Genomic DNA, 17,326 nt, shown 5'->3' on the forward strand with positions numbered 1-17,326 from the left:
TGCCGACGGTTCGGCGTCCAGCACTGCCGGTGCTCGCCGCTCCGTCTCCCGAAGACTTCCGCCCGCCCTGCGCGGGTGCTCCGCGGGGTGCCGCTTGGCTGCTCCGCGTGTCCACGCGCGTTCCCCCGGGTGCGCCCGAACACGACAGGTCCTCCTGCCTTGCCTACTCTCTCCCTGCCTCGTCCGACCTGGCTCTCGCCAAAGGTGTTCCGGACCGAGGTGCTGGCCGGTCTCGTCGTCGCGCTCGCCCTGATTCCGGAGGCGATCTCCTTCTCGATCATCGCTGGGGTCGATCCCGCGATCGGCCTCTTCGCCTCCTTCACCATGGCGGTCGTGATCGCCTTCGTCGGTGGCCGGGCAGCGATGATCACGGCGGCGACCGGAGCGGTGGCGCTGGTGATCGCCCCGCTGAACCGCGACCATGGACTGGGCTACCTGGTGGCCGCCGTCATCCTGGCCGGCGTCTTCCAGATCGCCCTGGGCGCGCTGGGCGTGGCGAAACTGATGCGGTTCGTCCCCCGCTCGGTGATGGTGGGGTTCGTCAACTCCCTGGCCATCTTGATCTTCATGGCGCAGGTGCCCGCGATGAGCGATGTGCCCTTCGCCGTGTACCCGCTGATCCTCGGCGGGCTGGCGCTGATGGTCTTCTTCCCCAAGGTCACCAACGTGGTCCCGGCCCCGCTGGTGTCCATCGTCATCCTGACCGCGATCACCGTGGGCGCCGGCATCGCCGTTCCCACCGTGGGTGACGAGGGCAAGCTGCCCTCCTCGCTGCCGGTGCCCGGTCTGCCTGACGTGCCGTTCACCGTGGAAACCCTCAAGATCATCGCGCCTTACGCCTTCGCCATGGCCCTGGTCGGCCTCATGGAGTCGTTGATGACCGCCAAGCTGGTCGACGAGATCACTGAGACCCGTTCCTCCAAGACGCGCGAGTCGATCGGGCAGGGCATCGCCAACATCGTCACCGGTTTCTTCGGTGGCATGGGCGGCTGCGCGATGATCGGTCAGACGATGATCAACGTCAAGGTGTCCGGTGCGCGGACCCGCCTGTCCACCTTCCTGGCCGGTGCCTTCCTGATGGTGCTGTGCATCTCCTTCGGGCCGTTGGTCTCCGACATTCCGATGGCCGCCCTGGTCGCGGTGATGATCATGGTCTGTTTCGCGACCTTCGACTGGCACTCCGTCGCCCCCAAGACCATCCGCCGGATGCCGCTCGGCGAGCTCCTGGTCATGGTGGTCACCGTGGCCTGCGTGGTCGCCACGCACAACCTCGCGATCGGCGTGGTCGTCGGCTCCGTCACCGCCATGGTGATCTTCGCCAAGCGGGTCGCGCACCTCGCCGACGTCACCTCCGTCCTCGACCCCGACGGCAGCCACGTGGTCTACCGGGTCACCGGTGAGCTCTTCTTCGCCTCCTCGAACGACCTGGTCGGCCGTTTCGACTACGCGGGCGACCCCTCCAAGGTGGTCGTCGACCTCTCTTCCGCGCACATCTGGGACGCCTCCTCGGTGGCGGCACTGGACGCGATCGAGCACCGCTACGCGCAGCGCGGCAAGAGCGTGGAGATCATCGGGCTGAACAAGCCCAGTGCCGAGCTCCACAAGACCCTCAGCGGCGAACTCTCCGCGGGGCACTGATCGACGCCAACCCGCCGGACGGTTCGCCGTCGGGCGGTCAGCCCTGCCGGGCGCCGAGGAGGAGCAAGGTGTCCGACCAGAGGGTGTCGAGCACCGTCGGATCGTTCTTGAGCTTGGCGAACAGCACCAGGCCCTCGAGTTGGGCGATCACCGCGCGGGCGGTGGCGGTGGTGGCGCGCCCGCGGGGGACGGTGCCCTCGGCCGCGGCCTCTTCGATGGTCGCGGCGATGAGCGCGGTCTGCTCGGCGAAGGCCTGGTCCAGGCAGGCCCGAACGTCGGGCTCCGTGTTGCTGAGCTCCAGGGCGAGGTTGCCCAGCAGGCAGCCGTCCACCGCCCCGGTCGTCTCCTTGCGGGCCCGTTGGGCCGAGGTCAGCGCGGTCAGGAGCCGCTGGAGCCTGGAGAGCGCCGGCTCGGGGCCGGCCAGTGCGGCGGTCCAGCAAGCGCGCTGGTCCTGCCAGTAGGAGGTGGCAACGGCCGCGGTGAGGGCCTGCTTCGACTCGAAGAAGTGGTAAAAACTTCCTTTCTTCACCCCGGCCTCGGCGCAGATCTCCGCAACGCCGAGGCTTGCGTAGCTACGGCTGTGCATCAGTTCCCCGGTGGTTTCGAGGAGCCTCTCGCGGGCGGTGCTGGTGCGTCCCATGAGCTGAGTATATGGCCGGTCAACTATTTCGCTGCGCCTGGTGGCTTTTTAGTTGACCGGTCGTCTACTCTCCTGAGGAGCGGCGGGCACCAGCGCCCGCCCCCACTCCTGGAGCCCCCATGTCCGAACCCCTCTCCGTCGTCATCGCCTACCACAGCGGCTACGGGCACACCGCCCGCCAAGCCACCGCGGTCGCCGAAGGCGTCGACTCGGTCCTCGGCGTCCGTGCCGACCTGCGCGACGTCAGCACCCTGGACGAGGAACTCTGGGACGCCATCGACGGCGCTGAAGCCGTCATCTTCGGCTCGCCCACCTACATGGGCAGCACCTCCGCCGGCTTCCAACGGTTCGCCGAGGCCAGCGCCCCGATCTGGGCCGAACGCGGCTGGCAGGACAAACTGGCGGCCGGATTCACCAACTCGGCCGCCCTCAACGGCAACAAGGACAGCGCCCTCGTCTCCATGGCCGTCCTGGCGGGCCAACACGGCATGCACTGGATCTCGCTCGGCCTGCTGCCCGGCTGGATCTACTCCTCGAACGGCGACCCGCGAGACATCAACCGCCTGGGTGCCTTCACGGGTGCCATGGCACAGTCCCCAGCCGACCAGGGCCCCGATCTCGCACCCGGCGACGCTGACCTGCGTACCGCTCGGCACCTCGGACAGCGGGTCGCGCAGACCGCGCTGCGGTTCGTCCACGGCCGTACCGGGGCGTCCACCCTGGCCACGGCATGAGCACCAGCCGGCTCAGCGCCCTGCTGGGCATCGAACACCCGCTCATCCAAGGCCCGTTCGGCGGCGGGCTGTCCTCGGTGGAACTGGCCGCCGCGGTATCCGAGGGCGGCGGTCTCGGCTCCTACGGCGCCCACGTCCTGGAGCCGCGGGCCATCGGCCCGCTGGTCGCGCAGATCCGGTCCGCCACCAGCCGCCCCTTCGCCGTGAACCTCTGGGTACCGCAGGACGAAGAGCGCGGCGCCCCGCCCGACACTGCCGAACTAGCCGCTCACACCGAGCGGTTGCGCCCGTACTACGAAGAGCTCGGGGTGCCTGGACCCCCGCCCGCCGAAGCCCTTGCCCACCCAGCGTTCCAAGCCCAGGCAGCCGCCCTGCTCGCCGCCCGACCACCCGTCGTGAGCTTCGTGATGGGAGTTCCGCCCCGGGACCTGGTCGAAGCGGCACACGCTCGGGGCATCGCCCTGATCGGCACGGCGACCACGGTCGAGGAAGCCCTCGCGCTGGAAGCCGCCGGGATGGACGCCGTGGTGGCCTCCGGCAGCGACGCCGGCGGCCACCGGGGAGCGTTCCTGCGTCCGGTCAGGGAGTCCCTGGTCGGCACGTTCTCGCTGGTGCCGCAGGTGGCCGACGCGCTCTCGGTCCCCGTGATCGCGGCCGGCGGCATCGCCGACGGTCGCGGCATCGCCGCCGCCCTGACCCTCGGCGCCGACGGCGTGCAGATCGGCACCGGCTTCCTCGCCACCACGGAGTCCGGCGCCAGCGCCGTGCACAAGCGAGCGTTGGGCGGACCCGAGGCCCGCACCACGGTGCTCACCAGGCTCTTCTCGGGTCGCACCGCCCGGGGAATCCCCAACGCTTTCGTCCGGGACCTGGCCGCACATGAGGACGAGGTGCCGGCCTACCCGGTACAGAACGCCCTGATGCGCCCCATCAGGGCGGCTGCCATCTCCCAGGGCAGGGCCGACCGCGCCAGCCTCTGGGCCGGGCAGGCCGCCGCCCTGTCGGGCACCTCCCGCACCGCACGGGAGTACCTGGACCAACTGGTGGCGGAGCTCGCCAAGTGCCGTACGGGCAAAGGCTGATCCCACGGCCACGGAAGTGCGACAGGGCATTGCCGGGCTCAGCGCGTCCGCGCCGCCGCCTCCCTGATCAGCCGTGCGGCCTCGGCCGGCTGGTCAGCTGTGCACCGGATACGGGTGGCTATGGCCCGGCCGCCCCGCCTGAGCGGCACCGGCAGCGCCTGGTCCAGTTCGATCAGGACGGTGGTGGCGCTACTCACCGAACAGGCAGCCACCTCGGCATCGGTGAGGTCGCTTCGCAGTCCGTGCCCCTGCACCACGCCATGTGCTGCCTTCGCCGTGCGTATGGCGGCCAGCGGGACGGTCAACTCCCGCAGCGGGCCGGTGCGCAGCCTCAGGACCTGGTGGTCGAGAAGGTGCGGGGTGCGAGCCGTCATGGCGCAGAACCCGAAGGTCAGCAACAGGGTGGAGGCCACCCACACCAGATGGAGGGGCCGGTAGGCGGGCGGAACCATCGCATCGACCGCGACGCTGGCCACGACGTCCGCGGCGGTCACGGCCCAGATCGCCATGCGCGCATCCGCTGAGTGGGGGAGGGCACGGAACCCCTCGGGCACGCGCACGGGTCGGCGCGCCAGCCAGTGCGCCAGGTCGCGGAACATCGTCCCCAGCCAGGCGTGCGGCTTCCTGCGCGGAGCGCGGTCGGTGGGGGTGGGACGGCCGTTGCTCTCACGCCTCATCAGCGCACCTTTCGCCGAGGGACACCCGTGGCTCTACGCCGCCCAGACGGCGGGGCGGCGTCAAGTGATCATCCTTCCATCCCTCGACTCCGCAACTCCACTCATAATGGCGGTTGTTGATCGGCCAGGGCGTTGGCTCCGGTGTTGAAACGCCAATGACATCGTCAGGGATCTTCGTCACTCGGAGGATCCAGGCCCTCTTCGCAGGCCTTCTTCGTCTCCAAGGAGGCCCAGAAGGCCTCGGTGATCTCTGCGCCTGTCAGGGCGGGCACTACGGGAACGCGTCGGTCGTCACCACTGATAGTCCGTCTCGGCCGTCCTCCCGGCGGGGAATCACCGACTCGCCCGGGACTACGACCACGGCGTCGAGTCGCCGCAGTAGCTCCGCGAGGGCGCGCCTGGAGCCTCTGCTGCGAGGTGGTGGAACGTAATGCTGGTAAAGGTGTTGAAGTAGACGTCTGCCGACTCCCGCCGCCGGCGCTGATCTGGAGGAAACTCAGCGTGGGAGTCTTGGTCGCTACGCATGGGTGAAGATTTCCTGCGCGGTGCTCAGGTCCAGTTACGCAAAGAGTTGAGCCGAATTAGGCGTCAGTCTTTTGTGGACCGACCGCTGGCGTTTCGAAGCCGAGTTGCGTGGTTTGCAGGCTCACATCGATTCATGGTGGATCTTCCTGGTGAGCTGCGATGAGGCGACGTGCATACCGCCGCAGGCGGGAGTCTCAATTTTGCGAAAACTGGCCTACGTTTCGATGATGTTTAGTTGGCGGGAGTTGGGATCTAGGTGGAATCAGGTATTGGTTTTCATCATGTTTCGCCGCGGTTAGCATCAAACGATGCTAGAATTTCCCCTCACGTGCATGAAGGAAGCGATAGGGAGTCGTGGGTATGGAAAGTTCGCAGGCGGCCTCAATCCCGCGTCAGGACTGCGTTGCTGAGGTGCTTGAGGGAGACGCCTACGACCTAATGGGGAAGCTTGCAAGCGAGTCTGTTGACCTGATAATCACTTCCCCCCCTTACTGGGGGCTCCGAACCTACGGCCTGAGTCATAATGAAGACATCTTGCAGGAGTGGCTAGATGAAGGAGGGAGCAAAGAGGAGCCCCCACCCTACGACTGGTACCGACTGCATGGCGGTTGCCTGGGTATGGAGCCGTTGCCTGAGTGGTACGTATCCAACCTTGCCGACTTTTTTCAGCGGGGTGCAGCTGCGCTAAAGCCAGGAGGAAGCCTTTGGGTGAACATTGGTGATACGTACTTTGCACGCTGGTCTAGCATCAGGATGGATGGCCGGCAAGGACTGGGAGACAATCCGCGCATGCGGCGGAAGACCCCCATGGGGGGGTTTCGCCAAGAAAAGCAACTTCTTCTCATTCCTGCACGCTTCGCTATTGCCATGCAGGAAAATCGGTGGATCTTGCGAAACGACCTTATCTGGGAGAAGCGCAACGTACCGCCACGCCCGGAAAAGGATCGACTCCGTTTGGCGCATGAGCACTTCTTTCACTTCGTGAAGCGCCCCAAAGAAGGGCGGGCCAAGTACTACTACGACATGTCGGCAGTGGAAGTCGGTGCACGCGATGTCGTGACTGTGAACGCAGCTCCTGGTTCTGACGGTCACTCAGCCACGTTTCCTGTCAAGCTAATTGAACCGAGGATCCTTAGCTCGTGCCCACCTGGAGGCCTTGTCTTGGACCCCTTCTGCGGCACAGGGCGTGCTCTTTCTGTCGCTGTGCAGAATGGGAGGAGGGCCATCGGATTCGAGATCGCTTCGCACTTCTCTGCGTCTGCACGCCGGAACATTACGGGCGGACTCGTGGCCAACGAACAGGAACCTGCTACCGCGGATGTTGAGCACTGCGAGGAGGCACTCTTCTAGAAGAGGCGAAGGCCGTCCTGACGTTGCCGGACCTGAGCAGCAGCCTTGCGCTTCACCTTTGCTACGAAGTCACTCCGGGTTATGGAGGATTCCCCGCCTGAGAACATCGCCCGTGTGTACTCCTCGACGTTGGTCCGAACAGTCTCGCTGTGTGACATGGCGAGTCGACCATCCGCTAGCAGTTTTCCATCATAGTCGAACCCCATGAAAGTAATATTCCAGGGGTCGGAATTACTCAGCTCCGCGAAATTAACTCGCGACCTGAGCTGTTCCAGGATTTTCTGCTGCATCACAACGTAGAGAGGAACGGAAATTCGCTCCAGGCGAGTCCCTTTTTCCGCAACTTGCGTGCCGAGTCTTTTGTGTACGTTGCTTGTGTTTACTCCGTAATTGACCTTGTCCGGTCGACCCTTTTCGGCAGCCTCCCGGGTGAAATACTCCCGCCACTTGTCTGGCTCGCCAGCTTCCCAAGCCGCGAAGGCAGGTCCCACGCCCCCGCCCCGTAGGTCGATTGCTTGTGTTTCGATGGCGATTGCTGTGATATCTCCGGGGCGGCTAGAATTTTTCGTATAGGCTACGTAGTCAAGATTCAGCCTCGGTCGCTGGGTGACGGTGACCTCTGATATCAAGCGGGCGGGTTGGTCGCCGAAATAATCACGCATCGCCAATTCGGTTGGCATGCCGTCAAGCCTGTGGTCGCATACGGCGTATGTGTGCTGCGCTTGATCCCATTCGGCCTGATACGTCACGGAGCAGTAGCCAAACCTGTACTGCCTCTTCTTCTCACACGCTTTGTCGGAGAAGGGGCAGTAGCATTCTTCCTGCGCTGCTTGAGCCTCGGGCGTATCCGAGTCGTAAGGATAACCGTAGGTTTCTACGATAGGGAAGACCCGGCCCCTTTGCCGCGATGCCGCCATATCAGACACGCCCCCTGCCTATCTGCCTCGCTTGCGCTGCCGCAGATGATCTTAGTCAAGGGCTGTCCCGCAATCTGCGGTGGATCAGCGCGTAGCGTCAGACGCGGTACGTCGCAAGGCGAGGGCATCCTCAGGCCGTGGGTAGAGGCAAGAACACGGCGAGGGGCCGGCGAGGGGTGGTGGACGTTCCGTTACTCGCTTCGGTCGTGCCCGTCGTGGGCTGAGCCCTGCACACCCGCGACGGCTGACCATCTGAGCACAGCGGCTGCTGACCAAACACCTCACGGCCATGCAGCATGCCGCTGTGAACTTGGGCTTCACCCCGGGCGGCAAGCGGATCGTCAGGCGGAGGAGCGGCAAGACGATTATCAAGGCCAAGAACCCGCTCAAGGAGATGCTGCATCGCAGTTCTTTCGCAGCAGTTCGAGGATCAGCGTTGGGATCGGCTCGCCGCTGAGGAGAGAGAGGAGCGCGGGCTCGTCTTCTCCTCAGCTGTGGGCAAGCCGCTCGACGCGGCCACTGTCCGCCGTGCTTCCGCCAGGGGCAAGGACATCGACGGGACCAACGCCGATGAGTGGACGCCCCCAGGAGTTCCGGCACAGCCTCGTGTCTCTGCTCTCGAGCCGTGGCGTCCCGCTGGAAGTGATCTCCCGCCTCGTTGGCCACTCGGGGACGGCTGTGACAGAGGAGGTCTACCGGAAGCAGATCCGGCCCGTGATCCAGACCGGTGCCGTCGTCATGGACGGGATCTTCGGCGCCTACCCGCAGCGGCCGTAGACACGCGTGGAGCGGTAGTCACGCAGATAGACACGCAGGCAGAAACAGGTGAGGCACCTACTGATTCAGTAGGTGCCTCACCTGGTGTTTCGGCTGTCGGGGTGGCGGGATTTGAACCCACGACCTCTTCGTCCCGAAGAACGTCCAACCAAGATCCACATCAGTGTGAATGGCATTTGCGCAGGTCAGGGCGTTGGAGTCGGTGGGTCTGGAGTGGTCTCGCGGGGTCTCTGGGAGAACTTCTTCTCCCAGATTTCTCCCACTCCCGTACTGCTGGCGCGGCCGGCGGCCGATGCATGTCACGTTGCGTGTGCACAGCTGCCTGGGCGCCGCATCACTTGGGGTTCTGGTCGCGGCCCGCGTCGTAGAGCTGGTGTCTACTCGCGGTGGGCGGGGTGCCCATCGGCGAGAAGACTGCCGTACGCGAGGCACAGCACGGGGAAGCCAAGCGCGTCCAGGGCGAGGCGGGCCGTCTCCACGTTGGAGGGCCGGTGCCCGGTCGCCGCGTCGAGCAGGTCGATGACGTAGTGCAGGCCACCGCCGATGAGCGCGAACCACGCCTGGTTCTTGCTGAACGTCTCGCTGTGCGCGGGGACCAGGCGGGCTGCGGCCTGCTGAACCTGCTCGCGGGCGACTTCATGCCGTGTGCCCCCGGACAGGAAAGTGGTGATCAAGAGTGTGTCCTCACGGTCGTGGTCGCGCCGGAGCGCATCGTACGGGCCGGCGCCCTGGTCCTACGGTTTGACGGTGAACAGGAGCGATATGACCTTCGGGGCCTCTGGCTCGCAGTCCAGTCGGGCGATCAATTGTTCGGCGAGCCGCTTGATCTGGGTCGCCCATGCCCGCTTCGGCGCGTGCAGGTGCAGGATGCCTGTCTCCTCGTTGAAGCAGACGGGCGTCACTTCCTTCGCGATCTCCTCGCCTGCGACCTCACGCCACCAGCCGTAGGAGAGTTCTTCCGCCATGGTGCAGCTGTGGGGGCGTGCGTCCAGGGTCACCCACCGGGCGGGGTCCTGTTCGTCGTCAGGCTGCTCCCCAAGATCCAGGACCTCTTCGTGCCACGCCTCCAGGTCCGGTCTCCCATGGCCGGCCATGAAGTGAGCCCACCAGGGCCTGTTGAGGTTCGGCACGGGCGGCGGCGCTGATTTCCGTATGGTGCCCTCTTCGACGTAACAGTCAATGGAGGTGGCGGCCAGCATCACGGCGAACAGTGCGGCGGTCTCCCTGGCATCGACCGTGTGCTCGGGCACCTCGGTGCACCGCGAGCCCTCAAGGAACCGGGCGATGTCGCATAGTGCGGTGTATGCGGTGTTGTGGTCGTAGCCGTCTCGGCTGTGCGCCGGGCTCTCTGAGCCCACGAGTTGGAGGGCCCTGTCACTCAGGGCCTTCGCCTTCTTCCAGGCGACGCCGCAGGTGTACCTGAACACGCTGTCGATGGTGATCTTGCGACGTTCCGCCTGAGCGGCTGCGGTCTCCACCGAGTCGGCGAGTGCCCAGCCTGGCAGGCCGGCGGCGCCCAGGGCGTCCACGCTCTTGCCCCAGGTGGTGGGTAGTTTCGCGTTGCGGGTGGCGGGATGTGCAGCCCAAGCCTCGGCGAACACCGTCCGGTACTCGTGGCGGGCCCGATGGTCCTGCTCTGCCTCTTCGGCAGCCTGGCGCATAGCCCTTGCCCAGCGCTCGGCGTCCTGCCGCACGGCGGCCACGACCGGGGCCTCGGCGGGTACGGAAGACTTGCCACTGTTGCAGTCCTCACAGGCGGTGGTGAGGTTGTCCGGGGTGTCGGGGCCGCCAAGGGCAGTAGGTATGACGTGGTCCACTGTGAGCCGGATGCCGGGAGCCTGAGCCCCGCAGTAGCGGCAAGTGTGGGAGTCACGTCGAAGAATCTCGAAGCGGAGTCTCTGGCTGACGGCCATGGGTGTGTTCCCCCTCGTGGTGGTGTCGCTGCGGCCCCCGATCGCATTCTCCAGCTGCTCGTACCCCGTCCGGCTGAGGCCATTGTCCTGACCTGTGGCAGAACGCTCTGATGACCTCCGTCCGGATGGCCCCGGACGGAGGGAAGGCAACAGAAGTGCAGCGCTTGCGCGTTGGTCCGGCTAACCCGGCCGGGCTCAGGTCGGGAGCGCGGTCAGGTTAGGCGAGCTCGGGAAACAGGGTTTCCTGTGACTGTGACTGGGGCTTCGGCATGCCGAGTTCCTTCAGGTATGTGATGCGTCCCACTATGGCGGCTGAGAAGTGTGCCCAGTCCAGCTGAGAGGACGGCTCCTTGGCCGTCGGCGCCTCGGGTGAGGAGGTGATGTAGCAGACCGCGTCGTACATCTCCTTCTCGACCAAGCGTTCGCAGAAGATCGCGTAGCGCTCCTGGTAGGACTTCCCGTGCAGCGTCTTCTTCTTCGGCAGGCCGCACGGCTTGCCACCAGCTGCCAGACAGCAATCCGCGAGCCAGATGTCCTCGACCGGGAATGCCGTTCCTTGGGCGATGTCAACCGGGGCCTGCGACTTCGGGGCGTCCTCCATGATGAACAGGTAGCCCAGCCAAGGCCGCTCGCCCGGGAAGAACTTGGCAAGCCGGGCTCGCCGGACATCGACAGCGCTACCGAGGGCTTCCTCGACACGGTTGTTGTAGTTGTTACTGAAGGAGGGCGATCCGAGGCCCTTGAGTTCGAAGGCAGCTACGAGGGTGTCCTCGTAGGAGACGACGACGTCCCAGCGCTTCTGTGGGCGGTAGTAGCCGGGGAGTTCCAGGTGGTCGCCAACCGTCACGCGGATGGAGCTCGCCGGGTAGCCCGCGTCGAGGAAGAACTGGGACAGGAGGTTGGCGATGGGGTCGAAGTGCGCGCCGCCCCGGACATTGCCGGCTGTGCCAGCGCCGACTTTGCCGTTGAGGGTTGAGCTCTCGCCTTGGCTCTTTTTGATCGCCCAGTACGCGGCAACTGCACGGTCGAAATCCTGCCGGTTGACGGCCAAGGCGCTCTGCTCCTAGTCGGGAAGCCCGGCAAGTCCATAGACGCGCAGGGCGGCGTCTGTGGCCGCCTCCACGTCTCTCCTGTCGAAGGCTTCCGCCAGAGCGGCCCGATCGCTCTCGCTGATCGCCGCCGGGTCGGGTACGCGGATCTTGCGGAGATACTGGGCCTGGAATCGAAGGGTTCCCCCTCGCATCTTGACCGCGTACGCCTCCACGAATGCCTCCGCGACCTTGGACAGCAGCAGGCCACCGAGTACGCGCATGTCCCAGACGTCCGAGACGATGAAGTACAGGTTGTGGTGAGGGTACAGGCCACCTTCGTCGAGGACGGGGTGGATCCTCAGCTTCATGTCCGGAAACAGCAGCTTCTGGCGGCGAGAGAGGCCGTGGTCGACCTTGTCGATCGTCTTGTACCAGCGCTGAGGCTGCTTGAGCGCGACGTATCGCTTGCGAAGGGCGTCGCCGTGCTCCCTGAAATAGGAGGCGAGGCGGGGATAGGCAGTGAGGTCCACCAGCTCGCCGCTCGCAGCCCACGGATTGACCAGAAACGTGCCGTCCCATTTCAACGCGCCGCTGGTCGTGTCCCGGACCATAGCCATGGGCAGCAGGCGCTCCTCCTCGACCAGGCCCTTATCCCTGGTGAGGAAGACCTTGTCGGCGCCGGTGGCGATCCCGATGCCGACTCTGGTGCCGGTCTCCACGTCCTCCAGCGGCCGGAAGCGCTCGGTGAGGTCTTCGAGGACTGCGAGCCTCTTTGGAGAACCGGTCGGCCACGAGTCCTCCTCGGGGAACCAGTGCGGCATGCGGGCCGCTTGGAAGGCGGCCGTGGTAATCGTCGAGGTTTGCCCGCCCACGTACCATGCGGCGAATTCCTTGGCCTGTCCGGCCGCGAAGGACTTGGTCGTGTCCGCGGCGACGGCCTCACCCTGATCCCGGTTCGAGATGAGAGTGATCGCCGGGTAAGCCGAAACCTGGTCGTCGAACGCGTCCACGTCGTGCATGACCAGGGCGAGATCCATGCTGTACGCCTTGGTCACCAGCTGCCGAAGGCGGCGGCCGTACTGGTTGCGCATCCAGCGGTCGGCGCAGATGAACCCCAGTTGTCCGTCGGGGCTGAGGCTTCGCAGCGCGACCTCGTAGAACCCGACGTAGACGTCGGCTCGGCCACCCATTGTGGAGCAGGCGTTGCGATAGGCGGTCATCCGCTCGTCTGGTACATCCTCCAGCCGGATGTACGGGGGATTCCCCACGACGTAGTCGGCGCGGAGCCCGATTTCCGGCTGCAGCAAATAGTCACCCTGCTGGATCCAAGCTTCGGCTGCCTTCCGCGCTTCCTCCGGCCGCTCGCCCGCATCGAGCAGAACCGTCTCGACCCGATCGCGGCTCTCCCGCACGTTGCGGTCCAGCAGATCGAACGCTTGCACGGCGTCGAGCGCGTCCGTGATGGGGCGGCCATAAGCCCGGCACGAGGCGCTGACCCGTGCAGCGACGGCCCCGAGGAAAGCGCCTCCGCCACACGCCGGCTCGACGAGCCTCACGGCGCAGAGATCCTTATCGGCTGTGTAGCCGAGCAGGTCCAGAATGAGGTCGACCACCCAGCGCCGAGTGAAGACCTCGCCGTGTTCCAGAGCCTCCGCCGGAAGGTCTGGGAGGTCCTGCAGGTCGTCGGAGAGCGAGAGAGTGGCCACGTTCCGACCTTACAAGGGGAGGTTCCGGCCGCCGACAATCTCCACGGATGGGTGGCCGCTGGGTCGAGTCATCCTCGTCCCGTACCACCGTGACCGTACTCCCTTCCTTCACCTCAACCTGTCTCGTCCACTGCCCTGAGATGGCCCTCGAAGCTGCTGACCAGGCTTTCCAGGACGGCCTTCCCTTTGGCCGCGGTTGCGTGGGATGGGAAGCCGATCACGCCGGTTTCGGTGTACGCACTCATGCCCTGGACCAGCAGGAAGGGACGGCTGCCGCCGTCATGGTCGGCATCGGCGAACCCGTCCCGCACCAGCTCGGGCGCCGCGTGAAGAAGGACGGATGTCTCGATCTCGCCAGCGTGCATGTCGGCGTGGCGGTCGGAGACGAGCCCGGCGTTGTCGCGGGCTCGGTCCCACTCGGCTCCGAGGGGGAAGAGGGAGACCGCAGGCCCGTCGACGTTGGCCTCCTGGACGACGTTGGACAGGACGTAGTTCCCACCGTGGCCGTTGACGATTACCAGTTTGTGGATGCCGGAGCGGGCGAGGGACGCGCGGATGTCGTCGATCACGGCATACAGGGTTTTCGCGCTGATGCTGACCGTGCCGGGGAAGGCGGCGTGCTCGTGACTGCACGACATGGTGATGGGCGGGAGCAGGTGGACCGGGTAGGCGTCAGCGATCTCCTGGCTGATGATGCAGGCGATCGCTGTGTCGGTGATCAGGGGGAGGTAGCGGCCGTGCTGTTCGAAGGAGCCGACTGGAAGTACGGCGACGCAGGGCTGCTGTTCCTGGACGTCCGTGCTGGTGGTGGTCGGCAAGAGGTTCACAACACTCCCTCTGGTCGGTGACAGGGCGACGTCCCTCATTGTGTGCAGCCCCGTGTCCGGGCCTGGAGACTTCCACCAGCCTGTGCGCCGATGACTCGACAGGCCGCAGGGCGACATCCGGCGCAAACTGATTGCTGTGACCCTGCGATCAGCCGGTCCACTGATGCGGACTGGCCCCGACGCACCCGTTGTCGTGCGGCGCTTTGCCGAGGATGACTCGGTAGAGGAGCTGACCCGGCTGCTCCATCGTGCGTACGCCGACCACGCCGCCGCAGGGAGGATCTTTTTCGCCTCCTACCAGTCCTTGCAGGACACAGCCAACCGTCTGGGCAAGGGGGAGTGCTGGGTCGCACGCCGGGGGGACGCGCTGGTCGGCACGGTGACAGTGGCGGCTCCTCACGCGGTTCCGGAGGGGTACCCCGCGCCAGCCACCGCCGGCTCGTTCTGGCAACTGGCCGTGGACCCGTCGGAGAGGGGCACTGGGCTCGGGCAGCGCCTAATGGATCTCGCAGAGGAGCGGATCGCGGCGCTGGGTTCCGCCCAGGTCGTCATCGACACCTCGGCCAAGGCAACCGAGCTCGTCGGCTGGTACCGCCGACGTGGCTACGTGCCGGTGGGCACGTGGCGGTGGGACGTCACCAACTACGAGAGCGTCGTTCTGGCGAAGGCTCTGTTGGGCTGCTGAGCACGTGGGGCGAAGCTGCAGACGGCGGCCCCGCGGGGGACGTCCGCCTGCAGCGTGCTGCACCGTGCCCGGCGTCCTACTGGGCGAGAACGCGGGTCGCTTCCTGGACGGCGACGGTCAGGGCCTCGTCGAGGGCTTCGACGCGGCGGCCTCCGGCGCTGGCGACGGGGCCGCTGCCCCCTGCTCCGCCGCCGACCGTGCGCGCGGCGGAGGCGAGGATGTGGGCGGCCTGGGTTCCCGCACCGAGGAGGCTGGGTGTGATTGCGGCGACGAGAAGGGCCTTGTCGTCGCGCTCGGTACCCAGGACGACGACGGCGCGGTCGTCGCGGAGGCGGCTCACGGCGTTCGTGGCGAGGGTGCGGAGGTCGTCCGCCCCGAGGCCCGGCACCCGCTGCGAGATGATCCGTCCACCGGGCACGTGGCGGGACGCGGAGGCGAGCTGCTCCGCATGGCTCCGCAGCTCGGCGTCACGTACCCGGGCGAGCTGCTTCTGCGCGGCGGCCAGGGCATCGAGGCGCTTGCGGAGGGTCTCGGGGGCGTCCTTCGGACGCGCGCCGAGGAGGGCGGCGACCTCGTCGAGCAGGTGGCGCTCGGTGTCCTGGTTGCGGAGGGTTCCGTGGCCGGTGAGGGCTTCGATGCGGCGGAGGTTGGAACCGATCGAGCCCTCGCTGAGCAGGCGGAAGGCGCCGACCTGGGAGCCGTGGGCGACGTGGGTGCCCCCGCACAGTTCGCGGGAGAAGTCTCCGATGTCGACGATGCGGACGGTGTCGCCGTACTTCTCGCCGAACAGGGCGATGGCGCCGGCGGCCTCGGCTTGGGCGCGGTCGGCGTGCCAGGCGCGGACGGCCGGGTCGTCGAGGACATGGCCGTTGACGGCGGATTCGATCCGAGCGAGCTGCTCGGGGGTGAGGGCGGAGAAGTGGGCGAAGTCGAAGCGCAGGCGGTCGGACTCGACGAGGGAGCCCTGCTGGCGGGCGTGGTCGCCGAGGGTGGCGCGGACGACGGCGTGCAGGATGTGGGTTGCCGAGTGGGAGCGCATGAGGCCCTTGCGGCGGTCGGCGTCGACGGCGGCTTCGCCGGTCGCCCCGGTGCGGAGTTCGCCTTCGAGGACGCGGGCGCTGTGGACGCGGAAGCCCTCCAGGCCGTACCGGGTGTCTGTGATCCGTAGCAGGGTGCCGTCTTCGGTGCGCAGGGTGCCGGTGTCGCCGACCTGGCCGCCGGCTTCGGCGTAGAAAGGCGAGCGGTCGAGGACGAACTCGATGTCGGAGCCCTCGGGGGCGCTGGCGGTGACGGCCCCGTCGGAGATCAGGCCGAGCACGGTGACTTCGGCGGTGAGGTGCTCGTAGCCGAGGAAGTCGGTGCGCGGCAGGTGGGCGGACAGCTCCCGGTAGGTGTCCTGGCGGCGCAGGGCCTCGGCGGTCTTGGCCTTGCCGCCGGTCTTGGCGCGCTTCCTCTGCTCTTCCAGCAGCGTGGCGAAGCGGTCTTCGTCGACGGTCAGGCCGGCGTCGTGGGCGGCCTCGACGGTCAGCTCCAGGGGGAAGCCGTAGGTGTCGGCGAGTTCGAAGGCGGTCTCGCCTGGCAGTGAGCCGGAGCGGCTCTCCCGGGTGCGTGTGATCGCGGCATTCAGGAGCCGGGTGCCCTGTGTGAGGGTACGTGTGAAGGACTCCTCCTCGGCGGCGACGACCTGCTCGATGAGGTTGGCCTGGTCGGAGAGTTCGGGCCAGACGTCGCCGAGGTTGGCGATCACGCTGGCCGTGGTGGGGGCGAGAACGGGCTGGTCGATGCCGAGCAGACGGGCATGCCGGACCGCCCGCCGCATGAGGCGGCGCAGGACGTATCCGCGGCCGTCCTTAGCGGGCAGGACGCCGTCGGCGATCAGGTAGGCGATGGAGCGGGCGTGCTCGGTGACGACCTGGAAGGAGACCTTCTCGTCACCGCTGCCGGGGTAGTCGCGGCCGGCAAGCTCCCGGACGGTGTTCAGGGTGGGCATGAGCAGGTCGGTGGTGCAGACGTTCTCGACGTCCTGGAGGATCGCGGCAAGGCGGTCGAGACCGAGGCCAGTGTCGATGCTCTGCTGGGCGAGCTCGCCGAGGATCGGGAAGTTGCCCTTCTTGTCGCCCTCGCCGCGCTGGTACTGCATGAAGACGAGGTTCCAGATCTCCACGTAGCGTTCGCCGTCGACGGCGGGTCCGCCCTCGCGGCCGAAGGCGGGACCTCGGTCGTAGTTGACCTCAGAGCAGGGGCCGCAGGGACCGGGGACGCCCATAGACCAGTAGTTGTCCTCCATGCCCAGGCGCTGGATGCGCTCGGCGGGGACGCCGATCTTCCGCCACAGCTGCTCGGCCTCGTCGTCGTCCTCGTAGACGGTGATCCAGAGCCGGTCCTTCTCCAGGTTGTAGCCCTGGGTGAGGAGTTCCCAGGCGTAGGCGATGGCGGCGGCCTTGAAGTAGTCGCCGAAGGAGAAGTTGCCCATCATCTCGAAGAACGTGGCGTGCCGGTTGGTGCGACCGACGTTGTCGATGTCGGAGGTGCGGGCGCACTTCTGGATGGTGGTGGCGCGGGGGTACTCCGGGGTGACCTCGCCCAGGAAGTAGGGCTTGAACTGGTTCATACCGGCGTTGGCCAGCAGCAGTGTCGGGTCGGAGGGGATGAGCGGGCTGGACGGGACCTGGCGATGGCCGCGCGAGGTGAAGAAGTCCAGGAAGGTGGAGCGGATCTGCGTCGAGCGCATGGCGTTATGGCCCTCACGGAAGAGTCGTGGAGAGGTGGGGGTTGATCACACGCCGAGCCGGGCCGAGAACAGGGACTGAGGGGTTCTCAGTTC

At 66.6% G+C, this 17,326-nt stretch carries 14 protein-coding genes and 1 pseudogene; 6 read left to right on the forward strand and 9 right to left on the reverse strand.

Annotated elements, in window-relative coordinates; all coding sequences use genetic code 11:
• The first annotated feature begins 159 nt into the window (after positions 1 to 159).
• A complete protein-coding gene (locus ACFYMC_RS11135; RefSeq protein WP_388522179.1) occupies positions 160 to 1,638 on the forward strand; it encodes a SulP family inorganic anion transporter in 1,479 nt (492 codons plus the stop codon).
• A gap of 37 nt (positions 1,639 to 1,675) precedes the next feature.
• Here the strand turns inward: ACFYMC_RS11135 and ACFYMC_RS11140 are convergent, their stop codons facing one another.
• Positions 1,676 to 2,278 (reverse strand): TetR/AcrR family transcriptional regulator, encoded by a 603-nt coding sequence (locus tag ACFYMC_RS11140; RefSeq protein WP_388522182.1) that lies wholly within the window; start codon positions 2,276 to 2,278, stop codon positions 1,676 to 1,678.
• Positions 2,279 to 2,397: 119 nt separating this feature from the next.
• On the opposite strand from ACFYMC_RS11140, the gene ACFYMC_RS11145 reads away from it, so the two are divergent.
• Both ACFYMC_RS11145 and ACFYMC_RS11150 read left to right on the forward strand, forming a co-directional pair.
• The gene (locus ACFYMC_RS11145) at positions 2,398 to 3,012 is read left to right on the forward strand and encodes a flavodoxin family protein (RefSeq protein ID WP_388522185.1); all 615 of its coding nucleotides are present in this window, start codon (positions 2,398 to 2,400) and stop codon (positions 3,010 to 3,012) included.
• Positions 3,009 to 4,094, forward strand: coding sequence for an NAD(P)H-dependent flavin oxidoreductase (locus tag ACFYMC_RS11150; protein ID WP_388522188.1), 1,086 nt, complete (start codon positions 3,009 to 3,011; stop codon positions 4,092 to 4,094). Before ACFYMC_RS11145 ends, ACFYMC_RS11150 begins: the two co-directional genes overlap by 4 nt.
• Positions 4,095 to 4,132: 38 nt before the next feature.
• Here ACFYMC_RS11150 and ACFYMC_RS11155 read toward each other — a convergent pair whose 3' ends face one another.
• Complete coding sequence (locus ACFYMC_RS11155; RefSeq protein ID WP_388522191.1) at positions 4,133 to 4,771, reverse strand: hypothetical protein; 639 nt, start codon at positions 4,769 to 4,771, stop codon at positions 4,133 to 4,135.
• A gap of 885 nt (positions 4,772 to 5,656) precedes the next feature.
• Here ACFYMC_RS11155 and ACFYMC_RS11160 point away from each other — a divergent pair.
• Positions 5,657 to 6,646, forward strand: coding sequence for a DNA-methyltransferase (locus ACFYMC_RS11160; protein ID WP_388522194.1), 990 nt, complete (start codon positions 5,657 to 5,659; stop codon positions 6,644 to 6,646).
• Here the strand turns inward: ACFYMC_RS11160 and ACFYMC_RS11165 are convergent.
• Entirely contained in the window at positions 6,643 to 7,572 is a 930-nt protein-coding gene (locus ACFYMC_RS11165; RefSeq protein ID WP_388522197.1) for a hypothetical protein, read from the reverse strand. The genes ACFYMC_RS11160 and ACFYMC_RS11165 overlap by 4 nt on opposite strands.
• Before the next feature lie 398 nt (positions 7,573 to 7,970).
• Here ACFYMC_RS11165 and ACFYMC_RS11170 point away from each other — a divergent pair.
• A pseudogene (locus ACFYMC_RS11170) lies at positions 7,971 to 8,340 on the forward strand (tyrosine-type recombinase/integrase); the annotation flags it as partial.
• A gap of 377 nt (positions 8,341 to 8,717) precedes the next feature.
• On the opposite strand, the gene ACFYMC_RS11175 reads toward ACFYMC_RS11170, so the two are convergent.
• The 5 genes from ACFYMC_RS11175 to ACFYMC_RS11195 form a co-directional block, all read right to left on the reverse strand.
• The gene (locus ACFYMC_RS11175; RefSeq protein ID WP_388522200.1) at positions 8,718 to 9,014 is read right to left on the reverse strand and encodes a hypothetical protein; all 297 of its coding nucleotides are present in this window, start codon (positions 9,012 to 9,014) and stop codon (positions 8,718 to 8,720) included.
• 60 nt (positions 9,015 to 9,074) lie between these two features.
• Positions 9,075 to 10,253: a DciA family protein gene (locus ACFYMC_RS11180; RefSeq protein WP_388522203.1), complete on the reverse strand. Its 1,179-nt coding sequence runs from the start codon at positions 10,251 to 10,253 to the stop codon at positions 9,075 to 9,077.
• A gap of 217 nt (positions 10,254 to 10,470) precedes the next feature.
• Positions 10,471 to 11,304, reverse strand: a complete 834-nt coding sequence (locus ACFYMC_RS11185) for a PaeR7I family type II restriction endonuclease (RefSeq protein ID WP_388522206.1) — start codon at positions 11,302 to 11,304, stop codon at positions 10,471 to 10,473.
• 12 nt (positions 11,305 to 11,316) lie between these two features.
• Positions 11,317 to 12,897 carry an Eco57I restriction-modification methylase domain-containing protein gene (locus tag ACFYMC_RS11190; RefSeq protein WP_388522209.1) on the reverse strand — a complete coding sequence of 527 codons (1,581 nt, stop codon included), beginning with the start codon at positions 12,895 to 12,897 and terminating at the stop codon, positions 11,317 to 11,319.
• Between the two features lie 206 nt (positions 12,898 to 13,103).
• Positions 13,104 to 13,856 carry a creatininase family protein gene (locus tag ACFYMC_RS11195; protein ID WP_388522212.1) on the reverse strand — a complete coding sequence of 251 codons (753 nt, stop codon included), beginning with the start codon at positions 13,854 to 13,856 and terminating at the stop codon, positions 13,104 to 13,106.
• A gap of 97 nt (positions 13,857 to 13,953) precedes the next feature.
• Between ACFYMC_RS11195 and ACFYMC_RS11200 the strand changes: the two genes are divergently transcribed.
• A complete protein-coding gene (locus tag ACFYMC_RS11200; RefSeq protein WP_388522215.1) occupies positions 13,954 to 14,502 on the forward strand; it encodes a GNAT family N-acetyltransferase in 549 nt (182 codons plus the stop codon).
• A gap of 76 nt (positions 14,503 to 14,578) precedes the next feature.
• Here ACFYMC_RS11200 and alaS read toward each other — a convergent pair whose 3' ends face one another.
• Entirely contained in the window at positions 14,579 to 17,233 is a 2,655-nt protein-coding gene (gene alaS, locus ACFYMC_RS11205; protein ID WP_388522217.1) for an alanine--tRNA ligase, read from the reverse strand.
• Positions 17,234 to 17,326: the final 93 nt, after the last annotated feature.

The sequence above is a fragment of the Streptomyces sp. NPDC006879 genome (assembly GCF_042869595.1).
Lineage (GTDB): Bacteria > Actinomycetota > Actinomycetes > Streptomycetales > Streptomycetaceae > Streptomyces.

Coding starts and splice junctions, on each gene's coding strand:
- ACFYMC_RS11155 (WP_388522191.1), bottom strand. CDS start 4,771: ATGAGGCGTGAGAGCAACGGCCGTCCCACCCCCACCGACCGCGCTCCG.
- ACFYMC_RS11195 (WP_388522212.1), bottom strand. CDS start 13,856: ATGAGGGACGTCGCCCTGTCACCGACCAGAGGGAGTGTTGTGAACCTC.
- ACFYMC_RS11145 (WP_388522185.1), top strand. CDS start 2,398: ATGTCCGAACCCCTCTCCGTCGTCATCGCCTACCACAGCGGCTACGGG.
- ACFYMC_RS11180 (WP_388522203.1), bottom strand. CDS start 10,253: ATGGCCGTCAGCCAGAGACTCCGCTTCGAGATTCTTCGACGTGACTCC.
- alaS (WP_388522217.1), bottom strand. CDS start 17,233: ATGCGCTCGACGCAGATCCGCTCCACCTTCCTGGACTTCTTCACCTCG.
- ACFYMC_RS11150 (WP_388522188.1), top strand. CDS start 3,009: ATGAGCACCAGCCGGCTCAGCGCCCTGCTGGGCATCGAACACCCGCTC.
- ACFYMC_RS11140 (WP_388522182.1), bottom strand. CDS start 2,278: ATGGGACGCACCAGCACCGCCCGCGAGAGGCTCCTCGAAACCACCGGG.
- ACFYMC_RS11160 (WP_388522194.1), top strand. CDS start 5,657: ATGGAAAGTTCGCAGGCGGCCTCAATCCCGCGTCAGGACTGCGTTGCT.